This is a genomic window from Erythrobacter sp. A6_0, from assembly GCF_017744235.1.
Taxonomy (GTDB): domain Bacteria; phylum Pseudomonadota; class Alphaproteobacteria; order Sphingomonadales; family Sphingomonadaceae; genus Qipengyuania.
Map to the genome: position 1 here is coordinate 1,027,753 of NZ_JAGHQR010000001.1, position 21,503 is coordinate 1,049,255.

General features: G+C 60.9%; 18 protein-coding genes. 9 read left to right on the top strand and 9 right to left on the bottom strand.

What is annotated here, in order from left to right; genetic code table 11:
- Positions 1-71: 71 nt before the first annotated feature.
- Positions 72-719: a hypothetical protein gene (locus J7347_RS05085; protein WP_209161065.1), complete on the bottom strand. Its 648-nt coding sequence runs from the start codon at positions 717-719 to the stop codon at positions 72-74.
- Positions 719-1,213 (bottom strand): hypothetical protein, encoded by a 495-nt coding sequence (locus J7347_RS05090; RefSeq protein WP_209161066.1) that lies wholly within the window; start codon positions 1,211-1,213, stop codon positions 719-721. Before J7347_RS05090 ends, J7347_RS05085 begins: the two co-directional genes overlap by 1 nt.
- A 499-nt stretch (positions 1,214-1,712) precedes the next feature.
- Here J7347_RS05090 and J7347_RS05095 point away from each other — a divergent pair, with 499 nt between their 5' ends.
- The 4 genes from J7347_RS05095 to J7347_RS05110 all read left to right on the top strand — a co-directional run bounded on the left by J7347_RS05095 (position 1,713) and on the right by J7347_RS05110 (position 8,318).
- Positions 1,713-3,215 carry a hypothetical protein gene (locus J7347_RS05095; protein ID WP_209161067.1) on the top strand — a complete coding sequence of 501 codons (1,503 nt, stop codon included), beginning with the start codon at positions 1,713-1,715 and terminating at the stop codon, positions 3,213-3,215.
- A 72-nt stretch (positions 3,216-3,287) separates the two neighbouring features.
- Positions 3,288-4,754, top strand: a complete 1,467-nt coding sequence (locus J7347_RS05100) for an N-6 DNA methylase (RefSeq protein ID WP_209161068.1) — start codon at positions 3,288-3,290, stop codon at positions 4,752-4,754.
- Positions 4,751-5,974, top strand: coding sequence for a restriction endonuclease subunit S (locus J7347_RS05105; RefSeq protein ID WP_209161069.1), 1,224 nt, complete (start codon positions 4,751-4,753; stop codon positions 5,972-5,974). Before J7347_RS05100 ends, J7347_RS05105 begins: the two co-directional genes overlap by 4 nt.
- A gap of 4 nt (positions 5,975-5,978) precedes the next feature.
- Positions 5,979-8,318, top strand: a complete 2,340-nt coding sequence (locus tag J7347_RS05110; RefSeq protein ID WP_209161070.1) for a type I restriction endonuclease subunit R — start codon at positions 5,979-5,981, stop codon at positions 8,316-8,318.
- A 479-nt stretch (positions 8,319-8,797) separates the two neighbouring features.
- Here the strand turns inward: J7347_RS05110 and J7347_RS05115 are convergent, their stop codons facing one another.
- From J7347_RS05115 to J7347_RS05125, 3 genes are read right to left on the bottom strand one after another with little or no spacing between them, the layout of a single operon-like run.
- Positions 8,798-9,052: a DUF2061 domain-containing protein gene (locus J7347_RS05115; RefSeq protein WP_067683194.1), complete on the bottom strand. Its 255-nt coding sequence runs from the start codon at positions 9,050-9,052 to the stop codon at positions 8,798-8,800.
- A gap of 26 nt (positions 9,053-9,078) precedes the next feature.
- Positions 9,079-10,095 carry a ferritin-like domain-containing protein gene (locus J7347_RS05120; protein WP_067683195.1) on the bottom strand — a complete coding sequence of 339 codons (1,017 nt, stop codon included), beginning with the start codon at positions 10,093-10,095 and terminating at the stop codon, positions 9,079-9,081.
- A 21-nt stretch (positions 10,096-10,116) separates the two neighbouring features.
- Positions 10,117-11,076 (bottom strand): ferritin-like domain-containing protein, encoded by a 960-nt coding sequence (locus J7347_RS05125; protein WP_067683198.1) that lies wholly within the window; start codon positions 11,074-11,076, stop codon positions 10,117-10,119.
- Positions 11,077-11,297: 221 nt separating this feature from the next.
- On the opposite strand from J7347_RS05125, the gene J7347_RS05130 reads away from it, so the two are divergent.
- Entirely contained in the window at positions 11,298-12,071 is a 774-nt protein-coding gene (locus J7347_RS05130) for a Crp/Fnr family transcriptional regulator (RefSeq protein ID WP_209161071.1), read from the top strand.
- A 21-nt stretch (positions 12,072-12,092) separates the two neighbouring features.
- A complete protein-coding gene (locus J7347_RS05135; RefSeq protein WP_067683201.1) occupies positions 12,093-12,857 on the top strand; it encodes a Crp/Fnr family transcriptional regulator in 765 nt (254 codons plus the stop codon).
- 40 nt (positions 12,858-12,897) lie between these two features.
- Here the strand turns inward: J7347_RS05135 and galE are convergent, their stop codons facing one another.
- The gene (gene galE / locus J7347_RS05140; protein WP_209161072.1) at positions 12,898-13,941 is read right to left on the bottom strand and encodes a UDP-glucose 4-epimerase GalE; all 1,044 of its coding nucleotides are present in this window, start codon (positions 13,939-13,941) and stop codon (positions 12,898-12,900) included.
- A gap of 332 nt (positions 13,942-14,273) precedes the next feature.
- Between galE and J7347_RS05145 the strand changes: the two genes are divergently transcribed.
- Both J7347_RS05145 and galU read left to right on the top strand, forming a co-directional pair.
- On the top strand, positions 14,274-15,902 hold the full coding sequence (locus J7347_RS05145; RefSeq protein ID WP_209161073.1) for an alpha-D-glucose phosphate-specific phosphoglucomutase: 1,629 nt from the start codon (positions 14,274-14,276) through the stop codon (positions 15,900-15,902).
- Positions 15,903-16,031: 129 nt separating this feature from the next.
- Positions 16,032-16,913, top strand: a complete 882-nt coding sequence (gene galU, locus J7347_RS05150; protein WP_067683204.1) for a UTP--glucose-1-phosphate uridylyltransferase GalU — start codon at positions 16,032-16,034, stop codon at positions 16,911-16,913.
- A 171-nt stretch (positions 16,914-17,084) separates the two neighbouring features.
- Here galU and J7347_RS05155 read toward each other — a convergent pair whose 3' ends face one another.
- Genes J7347_RS05155 through J7347_RS05165 form a run of 3 tightly spaced genes read right to left on the bottom strand, consistent with a single transcriptional unit; the run spans position 17,085 to position 20,766 of the window.
- Positions 17,085-19,274, bottom strand: coding sequence for a xanthine dehydrogenase family protein molybdopterin-binding subunit (locus tag J7347_RS05155; RefSeq protein ID WP_209161074.1), 2,190 nt, complete (start codon positions 19,272-19,274; stop codon positions 17,085-17,087).
- Positions 19,271-20,257, bottom strand: coding sequence for a xanthine dehydrogenase family protein subunit M (locus tag J7347_RS05160; protein ID WP_209161075.1), 987 nt, complete (start codon positions 20,255-20,257; stop codon positions 19,271-19,273). The genes J7347_RS05155 and J7347_RS05160 overlap by 4 nt, the downstream gene beginning before the upstream one ends.
- On the bottom strand, positions 20,254-20,766 hold the full coding sequence (locus J7347_RS05165) for a 2Fe-2S iron-sulfur cluster-binding protein (protein ID WP_209161076.1): 513 nt from the start codon (positions 20,764-20,766) through the stop codon (positions 20,254-20,256). The genes J7347_RS05160 and J7347_RS05165 overlap by 4 nt, the downstream gene beginning before the upstream one ends.
- A 102-nt stretch (positions 20,767-20,868) precedes the next feature.
- Between J7347_RS05165 and J7347_RS05170 the strand changes: the two genes are divergently transcribed.
- Positions 20,869-21,486: a flavin reductase family protein gene (locus J7347_RS05170; RefSeq protein WP_209161077.1), complete on the top strand. Its 618-nt coding sequence runs from the start codon at positions 20,869-20,871 to the stop codon at positions 21,484-21,486.
- The last annotated feature ends 17 nt before the right edge of the window (positions 21,487-21,503 follow it).

The window sequence follows — 21,503 nt, forward strand, 5'->3', positions numbered from 1 at the left end:
CGATTCAAGAATTCTCACGCGGAAATGCCCGCGGGAGGACAGCATCCCGCGGGCATCTCTCTATCTGTCGTCTAAGCAGTTCGGCGGCGGTGCTTGTCCCAGAGTTCGGACAGAATCCCCTGCCCTTCGTCACGCAGCAATTCACAATCGAAAGGAGCATGGCGAAGTCCGAGACCGTTCAACACGCGCGGGACGACGAGCAGGTGGGCATGCAGAGGAAACGCCGCACCGATGGAGCCTGGGGAATGCAGAATCACGATTGACGCGAGGTCGCGCTCGGATGCGAGTGTCACGGCAAACGAGCGCGCTTTTTCCCAGCCGACGTGAAGCCGGTCGGCATCGGACAGCGGTAGGGTCAGGTAGGTGAGCAGTCCGGGTTCGTTAAGCGGAGCGCACTTATCTACTTGGTGCAGAAGCAGATCAGGGTCGCTCAGCATGTCGTCTGCTTGGGATGGCAGGATAACCTCTACCTTCTCGGCATTGGGCGCCCAGTGCGTGCGGTCCGCGTTCACGGATGACGCTCCCGGATGGCACTTCCGAAAACCGAACTCGTGGGCGGTATTCGTCCGCCCCCTGAAAGTCTTCCTCAACACTCCGAATACGAGACCGTTCGAGGACTTCTCAGGGTTCACAAAGAGCCAGCTGAGCGGATCCTTTTCATCCGTTTTGGAGGGCGAACTCGCTTTCTTAGCCCGCGGCTTGGATTTGGTCGCAGCCATCAGAACGTGACTCCCCGCAGGAACCGCGAGATCTCGTCGGCCAGGCGGTCGCATCCCCCCTTCAATTTCTTTGGCGAGATGGGCGCTTTCCAACGCATGGCGAGTCCCTTTTCCGTGACCTCTACGCTCCTTCCATTTGAGCTCGGCACGAACCACAGCCTCTCCTTCTGCCGACACGGGATCAGGTTCGTCAGTAGAATCGGCTCTGCGGTCGAGCGAAGCACGATGTCGGCCAGCGCCGGGAATTGACCGGCAGTCATCCGCATCAGCAGGATGTCACGATCGTGATCCGTCGACGTTTTCAGCATCGCGAAGTCGAACCGCTCGGCGTCCGCAGTCCCGGCCAGGACGAGATTGCACTCCGGTAGGTCGAGGCATCCTTGCGGCATACCTGGCAACTGCCATTCGGCAACCTTCGTTGCTCCCACTAAAAGCAGCGGCAGCGCCAAGAGGCGCTCGCAAGGCGCGAGGGGTTTGTTGTTAAGTTCTTTCATTTCGAGCTTTCTCTAAAGGGTCACCGCTCGACTTGAGCGGGTCAGGCTGCCTTCAAAATTTCCTCCGAAGGACAGCTTCGCCCTTTCAAAACACTCTTCTTCGGTTGCGCTGGGCGCGACCGACCTCACGATTGTGCCCGCGCAATCCCCGAAGCGGGTCTTCCGCTTCGGTATGCTGAGCGACCGAACATCCATGTTCTCGTGATCGTGTGCACAGCGCAGCACACGATGCGATCATTCGCTCGCACGTTTTCCTTGCTCGTTTCCACAATGCAGCCGCCTATCGGCTGGCATTGGGGAACCGAGCTTCGGGCAAAGCCCGAACAAGGCTGGTGGGTTCGCAAGGGAGGGCGCAGCTGCCTCCCTCGCCCGCGCCTTTTTGACGTTCATAATATGGCCTCCATATGTGAACGGCAAAAAGGACTAGCGGGTGTCCTTTTTTTCAAAAAGAGACATGGGGGCCTTCCCCTCCCTTCGGTCGGGGCCCTAAACTAGATGCATGTCCCACTTTGTAAGCGCCCGTCTCGTCCCGCTCAACGCCTTGCTGCTGCGTCAGGCAGAGCTTCATGGACGGCGCCTCGACGATGTTGCGAAGTCGCGCAAAGTTCGCGACGCCGACAGCCTTACTTGGGTGCCGGACGGAGTGACCGGGGATCCCCTGGCACTTGTCGATCGGCTTGAGGAGCATGTCGCCGGCGCGTTCCGACCGAAGGGCGGAACCACGATCGCGCAACACATGATCGTGAAGATGCCTGATAGCATACCGACCGAAACAGAGGGCGATGCCTATTTCGCGATGAGGCTGGCTGTGTATTTCGCGCAGGAAACGTTCGGCGGTCAGGCTGTCTTCGCCGCCAGGATCGACCGAGACGAAAAATCCACCAACAATGTCGATCTGTTCCTCGCACCGATTTACGACAAGAGCGACAAGAAAGCTCCCGGCGGCAGCAAGAAAGCCGTGTCGATGACGCGGCATTTGAAACTGCTCGCCGAGAACTATGGCTTCGATGTGAAGGGGGCCCGGTCCGCGAAGGAATCCAAGCAGTCGCAAGGTAAGGCGCTGCAAGACGCTTTCGCCGACTATCTCATGCATCACGGATTCCAAGCTTTGAGGGGCAAGCCGAAGACGGCCAAAGGCTCGGACCGGGTCTCTCCAGAAATCTATGGCGCCAAGCGTGACCGCGAAGCTGCAGGAGAGGGTCTCGAACTGATCCAAGAGCAATTGAAGACGCATATCAATCGGTCCCAAGAATTGGATTCTCGGGAAAGAGGGCTTGATGATCGCGCAGCGTCGATCCTCAGCGACGAGAACGACATCGTCGAACGTATCGCCGAACTTCAAAAGCGAGAAACCCACGCCCGGGAACGTGAGATCGATCTCGACAATCGCGATACGAGGCTCCGGACCGAGGAGGATTTGGTCCGGGAGAGGTCTGCCGATCTTGATACTCGCGCTGAAGAAATCGAGGCAGACGCCAATGCCGCGGTTATCGATCGCATGAAAGCGGCTGAGGAACTCAAACTAGCCGAGGAAGCGAGGCGAAAGGCCGATCAAGAGCGCGTGCTTCTTCGAAACAAGCTGAAGTCTGCCGCCAAACGGGAAAATATCGCTTCGCTAGAGATGGCCCGGAATGAAGCCCGTGACCGGGAACTTAGGGACGCGGAAGATCAGGTGCTCCGGACCAAGAAAGAGGCAAACCAAGCTCTGATGGAAGCTGAAAGCGAGCGAAAATTGGCAAAACAGGAGCGAACCCTCGTGCAAAACCTCTTGGCCGAATTGGTTAATTTAACGCAGCCGATCCAAGACATGGCTGCGCGGGTCAGGGCGGCAGTCGGCTCGGTCCGTAAGGCTCTAATGGCGAGCGGTGGTGCCGAGGCGATCGAGGCTTCCAATAGCCCAGAGATGAAGCGAGTGGTCGCTATTGCAAAGACCAGTGAGGAACCTCGTGGCTTGTTCGACGATGCCAATGTCAACGACAAGGCCCAGGGTTGGGGAGATTAGACCGACACGGATGGCACCGGCGCTCGCCGGATTTTGAATGCAATCATAATTTATGGTCGATAGGAGGGGCGTATGTTCGAGAACGCTTTCAACAATATCGACCGGGCCATGCGCAATGACGAGGGCCTGTCGTCGGAGCTGGATTACGCCGAGCAGACCAGCTGGCTTCTGTTCCTCAAGTATCTCGACGATCTGGAGCAAGAGCGGCAGGATCAGGCCGAACTGGAAGGCCGCGACTACACGCCTATCCTCGACGAGGCGTATCGCTGGCAGACCTGGGCTGCGCCGAAAGACGAGGACGGTGAGCTCGATCACAATGCCGCCAAGACCGGGCAGGATATGATCGACTTCGTCAACGGAAAGCTGTTCCCCTACCTGAAGACCTTCAACGCCAGCGATGCCGATGTGGATACGCTTGAATACAAGGTCGGCGAGATTTTCTCCGAACTCGCAAACCGGTTCCGCTCCGGCTATTCGCTGCGCGAGGTGATCGACATCGTCGACACGCTCGATTTCGGCAGCACCGATGCCAAGCACGAGCTGTCCGATCTTTACGAAACCCGCATCAAGCGGATGGGCAATGCCGGGCGCAACGGCGGCGAGTATTATACGCCGCGCCCGCTAATCCGTGCGATGATCAAGGTGGTCGACCCGAAGATCGGTGAGACGATCTATGATGGTGCCTGCGGATCGGCTGGCTTCCTGTGCGAGGCGTGGGACTACCTGCGCCGCCCGGACCTGTCCGGCGAGGAATGGGAAACGCTCCAGCGCCGCACCTTCTACGGGCAGGAGAAGAAATCGCTCGCCTATGTGCTGGGCGTGATGAACATGATCCTGCACGGGATCGAGGCGCCGACGATCCGCCATGCCAACACGCTCACCGAGAACGTGATGGATATCCAGCAGGCTGATCGTCACGACATCGTGCTGGCCAATCCACCCTTTGGCGGCGGCGAGAGGCGGGAGGTGCAGCAGAACTTCCCGATCAAGTCAGGCGAGACGGCCTACCTGTTCCTGCAGCACTTCATCCGCAAGCTGAAGGCGGAGGGGCGCTTCTCGCACGGGCGCGGCGCGGTGGTGATCAAGAACACCTTCCTCAGCAACACCGACAATGCCAGTGTGGAGCTGCGCAAGGAATTGCTGGCGACCTGCAATCTGCACACGGTGCTCGATTGCCCCGGCGGCACGTTTCAGGGCGCTGGGGTAAAGACAGTGGTGCTGTTCTTCGACAAGGGCACACCAACAAAGGAGATCTGGTATTACCAGCTCGACCCCGGTCGCTCGCTTGGCAAGACCAACCCGCTCAATGACGATGACCTGAAGGAATTTGTCGAGCTGCAGGAGAGCGAGGCCGACAGCGACAAAAGCTGGACGGTGAAGGTCGGCGACCTTGACCACACGACGTGGGACTTGTCGGTCCGCAACCCGAACGCGCCTGAGGAAGAACCGCTGCGTGAACCCGCAGAGATTATCGGTGCCATGCGAGCGAGGGAGGAGGAAACGGCCAAGATACTAGAAGACATCCGGGGGTTGCTGTGAGTTGGGATGCTGCTCCGCTTTCGAGCGTTTCGAAAACCTTCGCTGACGGAGATTGGGTCGAAAGCAAGGATCAAGCGGAAGATGGCATTCGACTTGTTCAGACTGGAAACGTCGGAGTGGGGCGGTTCAAGGACAGGCGTGATAAAGCACGGTGGATATCTTCTCAGACCTTCCACCGCTTAAATTGCACAGAAGTCCTGCCCGGTGATGTGCTGGTTTCCCGGCTGCCTGACCCTGTTGGCCGCGCTTGCCTCGTTCCTGAAACCGGCGATAGAATGATCACTGCCGTGGACTGCACGATTGTGCGCCCGGACGTGGGGACGTTGGATAGAGAGTTTCTGGTCTATTACACGCAGTCCAAGACCTACCAGCGAGATATTGAAGGCCGTTGCACTGGCACGACGAGGAAGCGAATAAGTCGAAAGAACCTTGGCTTGATCCCAATCCCGCTTCCCCCGCTCGAAGAGCAGAAGCGGATTGTCGCAGTGCTTGATCAGGCCTTCTCCGCCCTCGACCGCGCCCGCGCCAACGCAGAGGCCAATCTTGCGGATGCGGATGGGATGGTCCAGATCGAGATCGACCGTGCGTTCGCAGAATTAGCCGAACAGTATGACCAGCGTTCATTCGAAGACATTACGAAGACTACCCTAATCGGGCTGGTGCGGAGCAAGAGGGAACAGCCTGAAACTGGTGAGTTTGCCTATGTGAAGATGAACCACATCTCTAACGATAATAGATTTATAAACGAGATCTTAGATCGAGTGAATTGCGAACCCAATGAGTTTCCTAGGTTCCAAATCCGCGTTGGGGATTTTCTATTTAATACACGAAACAGTCGAGAGCTCGTAGGTAAAAGCTGCGTTGTGAATTCAGCAATACCAGATAAGACGGTCTTCAATAACAACTTAATGCGTGCTCGCTTCTCGGATGAAGTTAATCCGCAGTTCGTTGCTTTTGGGTTTCGTTCGACGCTAGGCCAGAGGCAGCTGGAGGAGATGAAGAGTGGCACCACGAACGTTGTCGCAATCTACCATAAATCTCTGAAAGGGATGAAACTTCCAATCCCGATAGTGGACATTCAGAACGCGACTGTCCGGACACTGTCGGCACTTGAGGAAAAGGTCCTCTTACTGAAGGATTACTACGAAAACACTTTGACGGACCTTGAGGACCTCCGCCGATCCATCCTTACGAAGGCATTCGCTGGGGAACTGACGTAGAGCTATGCAGGAAACTGAAGACGATACCCGCGCCAATCGTATCGACCCGGTCCTGCGTGACGCTGGCTGGGGAGTGGTTGAGGGTTCGTCCATATCTCGAAATTACCCGATCGCGCCGGGACGGATTCTCGCTGGTGGCGAGCGTGCCAACACCCTTTTTGCTGACTACGTCTTAACCTACAAGGGCCGCCATATGGCGGTGATTGAGGCCAAGCGCGCGGGGCTTGGTCATACTGCCGGCGTCGGACAGGCGAAGGACTATGCCCGCCGCCTCGAAACCCGCTTCGCCTATTCGACCAACGGGCTCGGCTGGTATGGCACAGACATGAACACCGGGAAGGAGGGCGATCACGACCTTCCTTTCCCGACGCCGGACGAGCTGTGGCATCGCTGCTTCCCGCAGGGCAACGACTGGCGCGAACGGTTCGGCGCGGTCCCGTTCGAGACCGGTGGCGGCAAGTGGCAGCCACGCTATTACCAGCACAACGCCATCACCGCAGTGCTCGAAGCGATTGCCAAGGGCGACAAGCGCATCCTCTTGACGCTCGCGACTGGCACCGGCAAGACCAGCATAGCCTTCCAGATCGCATGGAAGCTTTTCCAATCCAGCTGGAACCTCAGTCGCGAACCGGTGCGCCGTCCGCGCATTCTGTTCCTCGCCGATCGCAACATCCTAGCCGATCAGGCCTACAACGCCTTCAGCGCCTTCCCGCCCGACGCGCTTGTCCGCATCGATCCGGAGGAAGTGCGTAAGCGCGGCGGCGTGCCGACCAACGCCAACATCTTCTTCACGATCTTCCAGACCTTCATGACCGGCGGGAAGGACGGCGAGACCGAGTTCACCTTCGAAGGCTATGCGCCGGACTTCTTCGATTTCATCGTGATCGACGAATGCCACCGCGGCGGCGCGCGAGACGAAAGCACTTGGCGCGCGATCCTCGAATATTTCGCGCCCGCCGTGCAACTAGGCCTGACCGCCACGCCCAAGCGCGACACCAACGCCGATACCTACAAGTATTTCGGCGAGCCGGTTTACACCTATGCGCTGAAAGAAGGCATCGGCGACGGCTTCCTGACGCCATTCAAGGTGCGCCAGATGGCCAGCACCATGGACACCTACACCTTCAGCGACGAGGACGAGGTGATCGCGGGCGAGATCGATCCGGACAAGGAATACAAGGAAGCCGATTTCAACACCAAGCTTATCATCGACGCGCGCGAGATGAGCCGCGTGCAGGAATTCATGGACCAAACCGACCAACGCCAGAAGACGCTGGTCTTCTGCGCCACGCAGGATCACGCCGCCCGCGTCCGCAATTTTATCAACCAGATCAAGGACAATCCGGACCCGCATTATTGCGAGCGGGTGACGGCAGACGACGGCAAGCTGGGCGAGCAGCACCTGCGCGAGTTCCAGGACAACGAGAAGGCGCTGCCGACCATCCTCACGACGTCGCAGAAACTGTCGACCGGGGTGGATGCGCGCAACGTGCGGAACATCGTCCTGCTACGGCCGATCAAGTCGATGATCGAGTTCAAGCAGATCATCGGTCGCGGGACTCGCACTTTCGACGGGAAGGACTTCTTCACGATTTACGACTTCGTGAAAGCATACGAGCACTTCAACGATCCCGAATGGGATGGCGAACCGGAAGACCCTGCAGATCCCCGACCACCGCGTCCCCGACCCGGTGGACCCGATGGGCCGGACGATCCACAAGACCCCGAAGACCCGAAGGAGCCGACCGAGAAGGTCATCGTGCGGCTAGCCGACGGCAAGGAGCGCAAAATACGCTACGATGGGGTTACGACCTACATGTTCAATGGCCGCCCCATAACCGCGCAAGAGTTTATGGAGCACCTCTTCGGTGACCTCGGAACACTGGTCACCGACGAAAACGAACTTCGGGAGGTCTGGAGCGATCCGGATCGCCGGCGGGCGTTTTTAGAGCGGCTTACAGAAATGGGATATGATCGCGAGCGCCGGGACGACATGCGCCGGCTGATCGATGCGCCGAACTCAGATATCTTTGATGTGCTGGCATTCATTCGATTCGCGCTCGCCCCCCTCGCCCGCACCGATCGGGTGGAGACAGCCAAGTCTACCGGTTTGGACGGTTATGAAAAAGAGATGCGCGAGTTCCTTGAATACGTGCTCGGCTCATACGCGAGAGAAGGGATCCGCGAACTTGATCCGCAGCGGTTAAGCCACTTCATACGCAGTCGTTATGGCAGCACCAACGATGCCCGGCGCATTCTCGGGACGCCTTCCGAGATACGTGCTGCCTTCCTCGGAATTCAGCGCACCCTTTTCTCGGTCCCGTCAGCGAGGGTCGCGGCTTGAAACGCTTGCTAAGGCCAAACAGGAGGATGCTTGAAGCGACCCTAAATCGTCACTTGCTTACTGTAGCAACAGATTGTAGCAAGAACATGTGCGGGCGCCGCCTGTAAGCCAGTGAAATCAACGACTTAGTGCTGTTCTGATTTTGGCTGGGGTCCCTGCCACCCCAGCCACTCCCGCAGGAAGATGCGGCCCTTGTCCGAACTGACTGCCTCAGCAGCCGACTAACGCTAGCGTGCAAGGGCCATCATGGCTCGAAGCGAGCGAGTCTTCGGTCGGAATTCTAGGACGGATCATCGCGGCATCACGCGAGCGATCTCGCCGGGCTTTGTGAAAGCGGGCCGCACTACCGAAGGCGCTTCGAACTTTCGCATGAAGAGTGATGCCCGGCGGCATCTGTCGGCTGGATTTACGCCGAAGCCGCGCACGGCGCTATCCGACCTGCGGTGGCAGATCGGATAGCCTCGCCATCGGTTTTCGTCTCAGTCGGCGCGTCGCAGTTCGACGGATTCGGAGGCGTTCGCCACCTTTCCCCTGCCCGATCCGTTCCACGCCCGATCGTGGAAATAGAAGGCGACGGTCTGCACCAGCGGCTCGACAATGCCGATGGCCAGTGCCGCCTTCCAGCTTCGGGTCAGCAGATACGCGACCGTGATCGCCACCATGAAGTGCATCAGAGCATAGCTGCCGGTCTTGTAGCAGGTGATCCTGAAGCAGCTCGCATGGGAATGGGCCATGGGTCTACGTTTCCTTGACTCGTGCCTCAGCTCGAAGCGGCGCTCATCCTGAGGTTGCCGTTCACTCCGTTCGGGAAGAACCCGCCGCCGGTCGTCGACATGGCCGTAAGATAGGCGATGTTAAGAACCTGGCCGGTCGTCCGGCTGAAGACGATCGCGTTATTATCGGTCGGGACGATGTTCGTGCCTTCGCCGAATTGCGTGCTGCGCGGACGCAAACCCTGGTCGAGATCGGTCGAGCCGTCGAGACTGTCGCGAGCGTTCGAGATCGCCTCGCTCGCATCGATCAGGGCAGGCGCCTGCAGGCCCTTGCGATAGAGCACCGTGCGCACGAGACCAGCATGATAGGCTTCCGCTGCGAGGATGCCCGCAGCCGCTTCGAGGAAGGTCTTGTTGCTGATCAGCGGCGATGCGCCCTTATAGGCGGTCACCCCGACATCCTCGAAGATATACGCCGCGAGCAGGAAGTTGTTGTCGTTCGCGTAAGGATCGAAGCTCTGGTTCGGGCCGACCAGGCCAGCGGCGCGCGCAGCGGACGAGAAAGCGCCGTTAGGCGAACTTCCGATGTCGATCGCGGGCTGTGCCACGGCCGCTCCACCCAGCGCACTGCGCAGGAACGCGACGTGAGCGCGCTCGTCCGAGGCGATTTCTCGAGCGTATTGTGCCACCAGCGGGTCGGTGAAATTCACCTGGCGCCCACCGGTCACCTGACCGCGAGTACCGGTTCCGTCGAGCAGGTTGCTTGCCAATCCGGACCCGATCGCAGCGTAGGAATAGAACTGGGCTTCCAGATATTCCAGATTCAGCGCGAAGTTCAGAACGTCCGCATCGGTCAAAGCCGATGGCGGCGTCGGTGTGGGTGTCGGCGTGGGCGTCGGCCCGGGCGGCGTCCCACCGATGGGATTGTTGTTGTCGTCCCCGCCGCAGGCCGCCAGCGAGAACGCTGCGGTGCTGGCTCCGGCGAAATGCAGGAAGCGGCGGCGCTCGATGCGGCGATCGGTTCCGGCCTGCAGAACCTCAAGGATGATATCGCGATCTTTCATGCTCTTATCCTCTCGGTTTCGTTAGTTCGCCGCGCTCATGCGCAGGGTGCCGTTGACGCCGTTGGGGAAGAAGCCCCCGCCGGTGACGGCCATATTGTTGAGATAGACGATGTTGAGCACCTGTCCGGCGGAACGGCTGTAAGCGAGGCCGTTCTCGTCGAGCGGCGCGATGTTGCTCGCCGTGCCGCCGAATGTCCGGCTGGTCGTCAGGCCCTGGTCGAGGTCGCTCGACCCGTCGAGGCTGTCCCGCGCATTGGAAATCGCGATCGAAGCGTCGATCAAAGACGGCGCCTGCATCCCCTTGGCGTAGAGCGTCGTGCGCACCAGGCTGGCATGGTAGGCTTCGACTGCCAGGATACCCGCCGCCGCTTCGAGGAACGTCTTGTTGCTGATGAGGGGCGATGCGCCCTTGTAGGCCGTCACGCCGACATCTTCGAAGATATAGGCGGCGAGAAGGAAGTTCTCGTCGCTGGCATAGGGATCGAACGACTGGCCCGGGCCGATCAGACCGGCGGCACGCGCCGCAGTCGAGAAGGCACCATTCGGACTGGCGCTGATGTCGATCGCCGGCTGAGCGACGGCTGCGCTGCCGAGCGCACCGCGAAGGAATGCCACGTGGGCCTGCTCGTCCGCCGCGATCTCGCGGGCATAAGCGGCCACCGCCGGATCGGTGAAGTTGACGCGGCGTCCGCCGGTCGCCTGTCCGCGCGTTCCGGTACCGGAAAGGAGGCTTTCCGGCAGGCCGGCCCCGCTGGCCGCATAGACGTAGAACTGCGCTTCGAGATATTCGAGGTTGAGCGCGAAATTCAGGATATCGCCGTCCGACACGCTCTGCGCGGCGACGGGACTGGACTTGTTGGCGAGGACGAACCCGCCGGCTGCTGCCGAAGCGGCGGCGAAGCCACGGAACATGTCGCGCCGGTTGGTCCTGCGTCCCTCCCGCGCCTCGAAGGCCTCAATAATCTGCTGATCGTCTGCCATCGGATACTCCTCGAGACTCGCTCTTGCTGAACGGGCAGAAAGGTAATCGGGATGGCCGGGCGTACAGCGCTGCGTACGGCAACGTACAAAAAAGTGGCGTCAAACGGGCGAAACTTAAAAGAGTTTATCTCCAGCGGCGACATTGTTCGGTACATCTTTGCTGACGCTACGATAAAAACGGGGCCAAGCATGTCTCGGCGCGGAGCGTATGGGAGGCATGGATGCAGCAGGATACATCGCGAACCGGTTCGCTTGGATCGGTTAACAGCTTTCTTGCCAGCCTGCCGGAAGAGGATTGGAAGCTGCTTGCGGCACGACTTTCACCGGTTCGCTTCAAGAACGGCGATTGTCTGGCGCACGACACGCTTGACGGACCGCACGTACTTTTCCCGCTGAACCTTGTCGCCTGCCTCCAGTTCACACGGCAGCGCAGCGGGCTCGGCCTAGTCGGTCGCGAAGGGTTTTTCGGCTGGTCCGCCGTCCTCGATGACAATTCGCAGGACGAGGTGGAAGCCACGGTTCTGATGGATGGTGGCACCGCACTTGCGATTTCGGTCGAGGATATGCGGCAAGCCTGCCTTTCCAGCGCGACATTGTCGCTCTCCCTTCTCCGGTTTTTGGGATCTTATACCAGCCAGCTCGCCTGGATGATCCGCGCCCGCGATCGCGGAAGCTTGAAGGAGCGCCTGTGCGCCTGGCTGCTGATGTTGCATGACCGGGTGGATAGCGACTTTTTACGCGTGACCCACGGGGGCCTGGCCGCGCAATTGGGCGTCAGGCGCGCGAGCGTGACCGACACGCTGCATGTTCTCGAAGGTGAAGCGTGCCTGCGATGCAGTCGCGGGATAATCTGCCTGACGGACCGAGCGCGCTTGCAACGCAATGCCGGGGTGTCGTACGAAACGCCGCGCATAGCGGCCAAGCAGGCGATACCGTCGACAGACACGGCCTCGATAACGGCAGCCCATCAGGTCTGTGAAGCCGACGCTGTCTGAGGACGCGATTGAAAGGGTGGAATGAGTTTTCGACCGAAAGAAAGTTCCGCCGAGGTCAAGGATAGAAAAGTCATTTCGCGCCTGACCGGTTTCGCAGATCTCGATCCTGTGGAAATTCAGCGGCTTGTAGAGCTGGGCGGTTCGAGAAACCATTTCGAGCGTGGCGACATCATCCGATCGGAAACAGAGCATAACCTCTACCTTCTCGTCGATGGATGGGCGGCGAGCGCGGTGATCCTGGCAGACGGGTCGCGTCAATTGGTCTCGGTCAATCTGCCCGGCGATATCCTGGGGCTCCCGGGCCTGGCGATGCGCGAACCGATCGATGCCGTGATGGCGCTTACGCCGGTCGAGACCATCCGCATCGGGCAGGATCAGATTGGCGAGCTGTTCACGGCAAGTCCGCGAATTGCAGCGATCATGTTCCTGATATCACAGGAAGAACGCTCTCTCCTCATGGAACGGCTGGCGCTTACCGGGCAGGCCGATGCCCTGACGCGCCTGGCCGCGCTGATCCTGCGATTGCACGAGCGACATGCCCTGAGCGAGGAGGATCCGGAGCGCGGTTTCTTCATGCCGCTCACTCAACGCGAAATGGGCGAGCTGATCGGTGTCAGCAGTGTCCACACCAACAGCCTGATCAAGCAATTGCGGGTCGAGGGCGTGGTGTCGGTCGCGAACCGGCGCATGGTGATCCACGATCCCGCTCGCCTGAGCGAAATCGCGGGCGTGCCGCCATGGCATAGGTCGAAACCACGGTGGCTTCCCAAGACGGTCGCGCCGTAGAGACCGCGACGATCGCCGCCCAAATGGGCTTTCGAAGACGCTAGCCGCGATTGTCCGGATCGGCGGGCATCTGACGAATTGTCGCAAGCTTGCGCTCCCACGCTAGCGCGTGGACGATGATCTCTTCCAGATTGGCATGGCGAGGCTTCCAGGGAAGCGTCGCTTTCAGCCGACCGGGATCGGACACCAGCGCTGCGGGATCGCCCGCCCGGCGAGGTGCGAAAATCCGGTCGATCTTCCCTTCGGTGACTGCATCGACCGCATCCAGTACCTCGAGGACGGAGAAGCCCCGGCCATAGCCGCAATTCATGGTCATGGATGTCTGCGGTTTGGCGATCAGCTCTTTCAAAGCCAGGACGTGAGCGTCCGCGAGGTCGCTGACATGGATATAATCGCGCACGCCGGTGCCATCGGGCGTATCGTAGTCCGTACCGAACACCGAGACGCTCTCGCGCCGACCCAATGCGGCTTCGACGGCAACCTTGATGAGATGCGTCGCGCCCGCAGTGGACTGCCCGCTGCGCGCCTGAGGGTCGGCCCCGGCGACGTTGAAATAGCGCAGCGCGCAGTAATTGATCGGATGCGCGGCGGCGGTGTCCGCCAGCATCCGTTCGGTCATCAGCTTGGACCAGCCGTAAGGATTGATCGGCACGGTCGGCGCTTCTTCGCGGACCGGCGAGCTTTCCGGCACGCCATAGGTCGCGGCGGTGCTGGAAAACAGGAAATGGGGAATGCCAGCCGCAATGCACGCCTGCAGCAGGGACCGGCTCTTAGCCGTGTTGTTGCCGTAATATTTGAGCGGATCCTCGACGCTTTCGGGTACGACGATCGAGCCAGCGAAATGCATGACGGCGCGTATGCCCTGCTCGGCAAAAATGCGCGCAAGCAGGTTCGTGTCCTCTATATCGCCTTTATAGAAAGGGACATCGTCCGGTACGGCGAATTCGAAACCCGTCGTAAGATTGTCTATAACGGCAACGGGCCAGCCTGCATCGCGCAGGGCGAGGACGGCGTGGCTGCCGATATAACCGGCGCCTCCGGTGACAAGAACCGGTACGGTTCTGTCCGCAGGGGATGATGTCATAATAGAATGGCCCCTTCTTGCCGTAACACTTGATTGTCGGGCGAATATCATTTTGGTCTGACAGCGCAACGCTACGATGCGTTCGTCCCCTGGAAGAGGAGGCGACATTTAGATGACGAATTCGATACGGTCCTTAAAACAATTCCCGAAATCCCGCCTCAGCCTTCAGGCAGGGACTGGGCATGAAGCTTCATCCCCCGACCACGTTCATTCGGAGAAGAATTCGCGTGCGAAGGCGCTGGGCCACCTCGCTTATCGTACGAGCACGAGGTTCGATTGACACATTCGGCTTCCATGGGATCGATACCCGTCCGCCAACCCAGAGGAAATCCATGATCAAAAGCTTCTCCTCCCAGCCATTCGCAGGCCAGAAGCCTGGAACGTCCGGCCTGCGAAAGAAGGTGCGCGAGTTCGCACAGCCGGGTTATTCGGAAAACTTCATCCAGGCGATCTTCGATACTGTCGAGCGTCCCGATGCCAGCACGATCGTGATAGGTGGAGACGGCCGGTTTCATAACCGCACCGTGATCCAGCAAGGGCTGCGGATCGCCGCCGCCAACGGCTACAGCCGGGCGCTGGTCGGGCGCGGCGGCATCCTTTCTACGCCAGCGGCCAGTCACGTCATCCGCAAATACGGCGCGAGCGGTGGTCTGATCCTGTCTGCGAGCCACAATCCTGGCGGTCCGGACGGGGATTTCGGGATCAAGTACAATGTCGCCAATGGAGGGCCGGCGCCCGAAGCGGTGACCGAAGCCATCCATGCGCGCACGCAGACGATCGATCGCTGGCTGGCGGTGGAAGCGGAGGATATCGATCTCGACACCATCGGTTCGACGCAGGTGGGAGAAATGCAGGTCGAGGTAATCGATCCCGTCGCCGACTATGCGAATTTGATGGAAGAGCTCTTCGATTTCGCCGCGATCCGCGAGGCCGTGTCGAACGGGCTGACGATGTCCTTCGATGCGATGCATGCGGTGACCGGCCCTTACGCTGCTGAAATCCTCGAAGGACGGCTCGGCTTTGCTCCCGGCACGGTGCGAAACGGAACCCCGCTGGAAGATTTCGGCGGCCATCACCCCGATCCCAATCTCGTCCATGCGCGCGAACTCTACGACAGGATGATGGCGGACGATGCACCCGATTTCGGGGCCGCCAGCGACGGGGACGGGGACCGGAACCTCATCATCGGGCGCGGCATCTTCGTAACGCCGTCCGATTCGCTGGCGATGCTCGCGGCCCAAGCCCATCGCGCGCCCGGTTATGCCGGGGGGCTTTCCGGTATAGCTCGCTCCATGCCGACCAGCGCCGCAGCCGACCGGGTTGCCGAGGAGCTGGATATCCCGGCCTGGGAAACGCCCACCGGATGGAAGTTCTTCGGCTCGCTCCTCGATGCCGGAAAGGCGACGATCTGCGGCGAGGAAAGCGCCGGCACGGGCAGCGACCATGTTAGGGAAAAGGACGGATTATGGGCCGTCCTATTGTGGCTGAATATCTTGGCCGTGACGGGCAAGAGCGTGGCCGAAATCGCTGAGGACCATTGGCGGAAATTCGGGCGCAATTATTACGCGCGCCACGATTACGAGGGAATCGACACCGAAATCGCGCAATCGATGATGCACGATCTCGTCGCGTCGCTAGGCGATCTTTCGGGCCGGACCTTCGGCACCCTAACCATCAGCGCCGCCGACCAATTCGACTATACCGATCCCGTCGATGGATCGGTCAGCCGCAATCAGGGCGTCCGCATCTTCTTCGAAGGCGGGGCAAGGATCGTCTTCCGCCTGTCGGGTACGGGAACCGAAGGCGCGACCCTGCGCATCTATCTCGAGCGGTACGAGCCGCCGACCGGTAAGCTCGACGCGGAGGTGCAGCCCATGCTGGCGGAACTGGCCGCTGCGGCAGGCGAATTGACCGATCTCGTCGCCAGAACCGGGCGCAAGCAACCTGACGTAATCACGTAAGTCCCTTTACCGGACGCCCGCGGGCGGGCACCGGACTGTCCCAAAATGGGATGCGCGCGTCTCCACATCATCGCCGCATCCACAATCGATTAAACGTCCTCGAAGCTGAACATGCACGGAGACCTTTCCATGAGTTTCAAGCCGATCAAGAAAGCCGTTTTTCCAGTCGCGGGCATGGGCACGCGGTTCCTTCCGGCAACCAAGGCCGTTCCCAAGGAACTGCTTCCGATCGTTGATCGCCCGCTGATCCAGTACGCGGTAGACGAAGCGCGCGAGGCGGGGATCGAGGAGATGATTTTCGTCACCGGCCGGGGCAAGACCGCGATTGTCGAACATTTCGACGTGGCTTACGAGCTTGAAACGACGATGAGCGAACGGGGCAAGGATCTCGGTGTTCTCGACTCGACCCGGGCGACGCCGGGAAGCATCATCACGGTTCGCCAGCAGGTTCCGATGGGTCTCGGCCACGCGGTATGGTGCGCGCGCGCCATCGTGGGCGACGAGCCCTTCGCGATTTTCCTGCCCGACGAATTGATGATCGGAGAGCCGGGCGGCGCTGGTTGCATGAAGCAGATGGTCGATGCCTATGAAAAGACCGGCGGCAATCTGGTGAGCGTGCTGGAAGTGCCGCATGAAGAGGTATCGAGCTATGGCGTCATCGATCCAGGCACGGTCGATGGCAATCTTACTGAGGTGAAGGGCCTGGTGGAGAAACCCGCTGTGGCCGATGCGCCTTCGAACAAGATCGTGTCGGGTCGCTACATCCTTCAGCCCGAAGTCATGGGCATCCTTAAGGATCAGGAAAAGGGCGCAGGCGGCGAAATCCAGCTGACCGACGCGATGGCGAAGATGATCGGCGACCAGCCGTTCCACGCAGTCACTTTCGACGGCAAACGTTACGATTGCGGCAGCAAGCTCGGTTTCGTGGAGGCGACACTGGCGCTGGCGCTGCAGCGCGAGGATCTGGCCGACAGCGTTCGCGAGATCGCACAGCGTATATTGTCGGAATGACGCGCCGATAAACGTCCTGCGAGCGCATTGCTTGCCGCACCATAAAGGGGAGCGGGTCCTGGTGCGCAAGCACGTCGGGGTACACGACGTTCAAGCTGCGCGGCGACTAAGTACGGTCAGGGATCAACCGAAAGGCTGATCCCTGCACCCAATCCAACTGGTTTCAATCGCCTAATCGGGCATCGCCGCCAGCACCCGGTCGGGCGTCATCGGAAAGTCCAGAACCCGCGCGCCGCAAGCGTTGTAGATCGCGTTCGCGATCGCACCGGCTCCGCCGCACATGCCGAGTTCGCCGATCCCCTTGGCCTGGATCGGGCTGGCGACCGGGTCGCGTTCCTCCACCATCAGCACCTCTACCTCGGGTACGTCGCGGTTTACCGGGACGTGGTATTCGGCAAGATCGCAATTGACGAGATGGCCATCCCTGGGATCGAAATGCAGCGCTTCGGTCAGCGCGGCACCGATACTCCAGGTAATGCCACCGAGGCATTGCGAGCGCGCGGTCTTGGCGTTCAGCACGCGGCCGAAACCGAACGCGCCGAGCATGCGATCCACCCGCGTCTCGCCGGTAAAGCGATTGACCCTGACCTGAGCGAAGAAAGCTCCGAAACCCGATGCGGTGTGCGTATCGGCGATCTCGCCGGGCTCGTAATGCCCCTCTTCCGACAATTCCTGTCCATCGAGCAGATCGGCCAGCGATTTACCGCCTTCGACAGCGCCGTTGCGCAGCGCCAGATCGGACTCGTCGGTGCCTGCCTTTTGCGCCAGCTTCTCGCGCAGGGCGCGGCAGGCCAGATAGACCGCCGATCCGATCGAGGCCGCGCCCCAGCTACCGCCAGAACCCGACCCGCGCGGGAAATCGGTGTCACCCAGCTGAACAAGCACATCTTCCACTCCGAGGCCCAGCATCTCTCCAACTATCTGCGCGACGATGGTGTAGGTGCCGGTGCCGATATCGGTCATGTCGGTGCGCACTTCGGCGGTGCCGTCGGGCCGCAGCGTGACCCTCGCCCGCGCCTCGCCGACATTGTGAACGCGCGCGGCGCTCGCCATGCCGGTGCCGACCCACCATTCGCCATCGCGCGTCTGGCGCGGCTTACGAGGACCGGCATCCCAGCCGAATTTCTCCGCGCCCTGTTGCAGGCACTCGGCCAGCTTGTGGGAGGAGAACGGCAGATCCTCTTCGGGATTGCAGTCGGGAATGTTGCGGATCCGCAGTTCGACCGGATCGACGCCGGTCTTTTCCGCCAGCACGTCCATCGCGACTTCCAGCGCCGGCATGCCGACAGCCTCGCCTGGCGCACGGACCGATCCCGCGGTCATGCGATGGATGCGCGCGACTTCGAGTTTCAGCGCGCGGTTCTTTCCCCCGTAAAGAAAATGAGAGGATTGCAGCACCGGCTCCGCGAAGTCTTCTTCGGGAAGATTGGAGACTAGAGCCTCGTGGCCGAACCCGTCGAGCCTGCCCTCGCCATCGCTGGCGAGCCGCAGGCGCTGCTTCGTTTCACTGCGCCGCATGACGCATTGGAACACCTGCTGGCGGCTCATGACGACGCGCACCGGACGCCCGACCGCCTTCGCAGCGATGGCCGCGGCGACGACCTCCTCGCTGACGCCCAGCTTCGAGCCGAACCCGCCGCCGACATAGCGCGAGACGAGCCGTACCTTTTCCTCGTCCAAGCCGAGGCTGTCGGCCAGTTCGGTGATGTTGTAGTTCAGCATCTGCAGCGAGGCGTAGACGGTGACCTTGTCGCCATTCCATTCGGCAATGGCTGCATGCGGCTCCATCGCGGCGGACGCATGCCCTTCGGTCGAAATTTCGAGGTCGGCGGCATGATCGGCGCTCGCCATCGCATGCGCAAGATCGCCCTGATCGACGGTCTCGTCCTCCTGCTCTTCGGCTTCGACGTCAGAAGGATCGAGCGGAGCCCCTTCCTCCTCGCGATATTCGACGGAGAGGTGCTTGGCCGCATCGCGCGCCTGCTCGAAACTTTCGGCGACGATCACGGCGATGGGCTGGCCCCAATAATCGATCTTCCTGGGATTCTGCTGCGGGGCCTCGTTGGCGGTGCCTTGCGCCGCACGCGTGGTAAGGCACTTGTCGTCGATTACCGCCAGCACGCCCGGCATGGCGAGCGCGGCGTCCTTGTCGATAGAGACGACTTTGCCGCGCACGATCGTGGCAGTGACGAGCACGCCTTCAGCCACATTTTCGACCGGATATTCGGCTGCATAGGGCGCAGTACCGGTGACCTTGGCAAGCCCTTCGATCCGGGAGACGGGCTTGCCGAGCACACCCTGCTTCATGGTGTCGAGGAAGTTGGCCGTGTCGGGCTCGTCCTGCTTGAGATGGGCGGTCATAATTCGGTCTCCGTCGCTTCGGCCAGCACAGCAGCGAGCGTGCGCCGGGCGAGCGGTATCTTGAAATCGTTCTCGCCATAGCCCTGCGCATTGTCGAGCAGCAGATCGGCGGCGGAATCGAACAGGGCGGCGTCGGGCGCCTTGCCCACCAGCAGGTCGGACAGGCGCGGATCGTACCACGGCTTGTGCGCCAGCCCGCCGAAAGCGAGATCGGCGCGGGCGATCGTATCGCCGTCCATCGCGATGATCGCCGCGACCGAAACCAGAGCGAAGGCATAGGATGAACGTTCGCGTACCTTGCGGTAAAGCTGCTTGCCTTCGACCGGCGCGGGCAGCGTGACCGCCGTAATGATCTCGCCCGTTTCCAGCACATTGTCGCGCCAAGGCGTGTCGCCCGGCAAAAGGTGGAAGTCGCGCACCGGAACGCTACGTTCGGACCCGTCCGCGCCCATGATCTCGACTGTCGCGTCGAGCGCGCTCATCGCCACCGCCATGTCGCCGGGATAGGTCGCGATGCAGCTCGAACTGGTGCCGAGAACGCCGTGCAGGCGCGCGATGCCCTCGATCGCGCCGCAGCCCGATCCCGGCTCGCGCTTGTTGCAGGGCTGGTCGATATTGGTGAAGTAATAGCAGCGCGTGCGCTGGCACAGATTGCCGCCGGTCGTCGCGCGGTTGCGCAATTGCTGGGTCGCGCCTGCCAGAATGGCTCGGGCCAGAACCGGATAATCGCTGCGAATGCGCGCATCATTGGCCGTCGCCGTATTGGTGACGAGCGCGCCGATGCGCAGGCCACCATCCTCGGTGGCCTGAATTTCGTTCATGCCGAGCCGATCGATCGCCACCAGGCGTTCGGGCACTTCGACCTGAAGCTTCATCAGGTCGAGCAGGTTCGTTCCACCCGCGATCAGCGTGGCGGTCTCGCCGGTCGAAAGATTGCGCGCGTGTTCGAGGCTGTCGGGGCGTTGGAGGTCGAAAGGTCTCATACCGCGCCCTCCTGGCTCGCCACATCGCGGATCGCGGCGACGATATTGGCATAGGCGCCACAACGGCACAGATTGCCGCTCATCCGCTCGCGGATTTCATCGGCGCTGGCCTCCATCTCGCCGTCGAGGCTCTCGCTCGCATCGCTGGCGAAACCGGCCTTGATCTCGTCCAGCATGGCAGTCGCCGAACAGATCTGGCCCGGCGTACAATAGCCGCATTGATAGCCATCGTGTTCGACGAAGGCGGTTTGCAGAGCCGAGGGATTTTCGGGCGTACCCAGCCCCTCGATCGTCGTTACGTCGTCGCCATCGTGGAGCGCGGCGAGCGTCAGGCAGCTGTTGATGCGCATGCCGTTGACGATGACCGTGCAGGCCCCGCACTGGCCGTGATCGCAGCCTTTCTTCGTGCCGGACAAGCCAAGATCGTGGCGGAGGAAATCGAGCAGGCTAACGCGCGGATCGCTCGGCAGCGTGTGATCGGTTCCGTTGATGGTGATGGTATCGGGCAAGACGGTCTCCTTGCCCACTCAACAGGTAAGCCGCGCTAAAGGTCCGAAACGCCAAGAACAATTTGGCTTTGATGCGACGTGCCGTGGCGGCATAGCGGCCCGATGACCGATTATCATTTCTACGAACCCGAAGACGGCCACCGCTTGCCGCACGATCCGTTGAACGCCATCGTCGCGCCGCGCCCGATCGGCTGGATCTCGTCGCAGAGCGCCGGCGGCGTCCGCAATCTGGCGCCTTACAGCTTCTTCAATCTCATCAATTACCGCCCGCCACTGATCGCTTTCGCATCGGCTGGGTGGAAGGATTCGGTGGCCAATATCGACGCCACCGGCGAGTTCGTCTGGAATCTGGCGACCCGGGGGCAGGCGGAGGCGATGAATGCGAGTTCGGCCAATGTCGACGCAGGAGTCGACGAGTTCGAGCTGGCCAATCTGGCAACGCTGCCTTCCAAAATGGTGAAACCGCCGCGCGTCGCGGGCAGCCCGGTGCATTTCGAATGCAAGCTCACGCAGCTCGTGCGCCTCGAAAACAGGCAGGGGGACGCGCTCGACCAATGGCTGGTGATCGGCGAGGCGGTCGGCATCCATATCGAACCCGCCATGCTTGAAGACGGGGTCTACCAGACGGCGCGCCCCGTCCCGATCACGCGCGGCGGCGGCCCGGCGGACTATTTCGCGATTACGCAGGATGCGCTGTTCAAGATGAAGCGTCCGGGCTGAACGCGCCTAAAGCGAGC

Coding starts and splice junctions, on each gene's coding strand:
- J7347_RS05085 (WP_209161065.1), bottom strand. CDS start 719: ATGGCTGCGACCAAATCCAAGCCGCGGGCTAAGAAAGCGAGTTCGCCC.
- J7347_RS05090 (WP_209161066.1), bottom strand. CDS start 1,213: ATGAAAGAACTTAACAACAAACCCCTCGCGCCTTGCGAGCGCCTCTTG.
- J7347_RS05095 (WP_209161067.1), top strand. CDS start 1,713: ATGTCCCACTTTGTAAGCGCCCGTCTCGTCCCGCTCAACGCCTTGCTG.
- J7347_RS05100 (WP_209161068.1), top strand. CDS start 3,288: ATGTTCGAGAACGCTTTCAACAATATCGACCGGGCCATGCGCAATGAC.
- J7347_RS05110 (WP_209161070.1), top strand. CDS start 5,979: ATGCAGGAAACTGAAGACGATACCCGCGCCAATCGTATCGACCCGGTC.
- J7347_RS05115 (WP_067683194.1), bottom strand. CDS start 9,052: ATGGCCCATTCCCATGCGAGCTGCTTCAGGATCACCTGCTACAAGACC.
- J7347_RS05120 (WP_067683195.1), bottom strand. CDS start 10,095: ATGAAAGATCGCGATATCATCCTTGAGGTTCTGCAGGCCGGAACCGAT.
- J7347_RS05125 (WP_067683198.1), bottom strand. CDS start 11,076: ATGGCAGACGATCAGCAGATTATTGAGGCCTTCGAGGCGCGGGAGGGA.
- J7347_RS05130 (WP_209161071.1), top strand. CDS start 11,298: ATGCAGCAGGATACATCGCGAACCGGTTCGCTTGGATCGGTTAACAGC.
- J7347_RS05135 (WP_067683201.1), top strand. CDS start 12,093: ATGAGTTTTCGACCGAAAGAAAGTTCCGCCGAGGTCAAGGATAGAAAA.
- galE (WP_209161072.1), bottom strand. CDS start 13,941: ATGACATCATCCCCTGCGGACAGAACCGTACCGGTTCTTGTCACCGGA.
- J7347_RS05145 (WP_209161073.1), top strand. CDS start 14,274: ATGATCAAAAGCTTCTCCTCCCAGCCATTCGCAGGCCAGAAGCCTGGA.
- galU (WP_067683204.1), top strand. CDS start 16,032: ATGAGTTTCAAGCCGATCAAGAAAGCCGTTTTTCCAGTCGCGGGCATG.
- J7347_RS05155 (WP_209161074.1), bottom strand. CDS start 19,274: ATGACCGCCCATCTCAAGCAGGACGAGCCCGACACGGCCAACTTCCTC.
- J7347_RS05160 (WP_209161075.1), bottom strand. CDS start 20,257: ATGAGACCTTTCGACCTCCAACGCCCCGACAGCCTCGAACACGCGCGC.
- J7347_RS05170 (WP_209161077.1), top strand. CDS start 20,869: ATGACCGATTATCATTTCTACGAACCCGAAGACGGCCACCGCTTGCCG.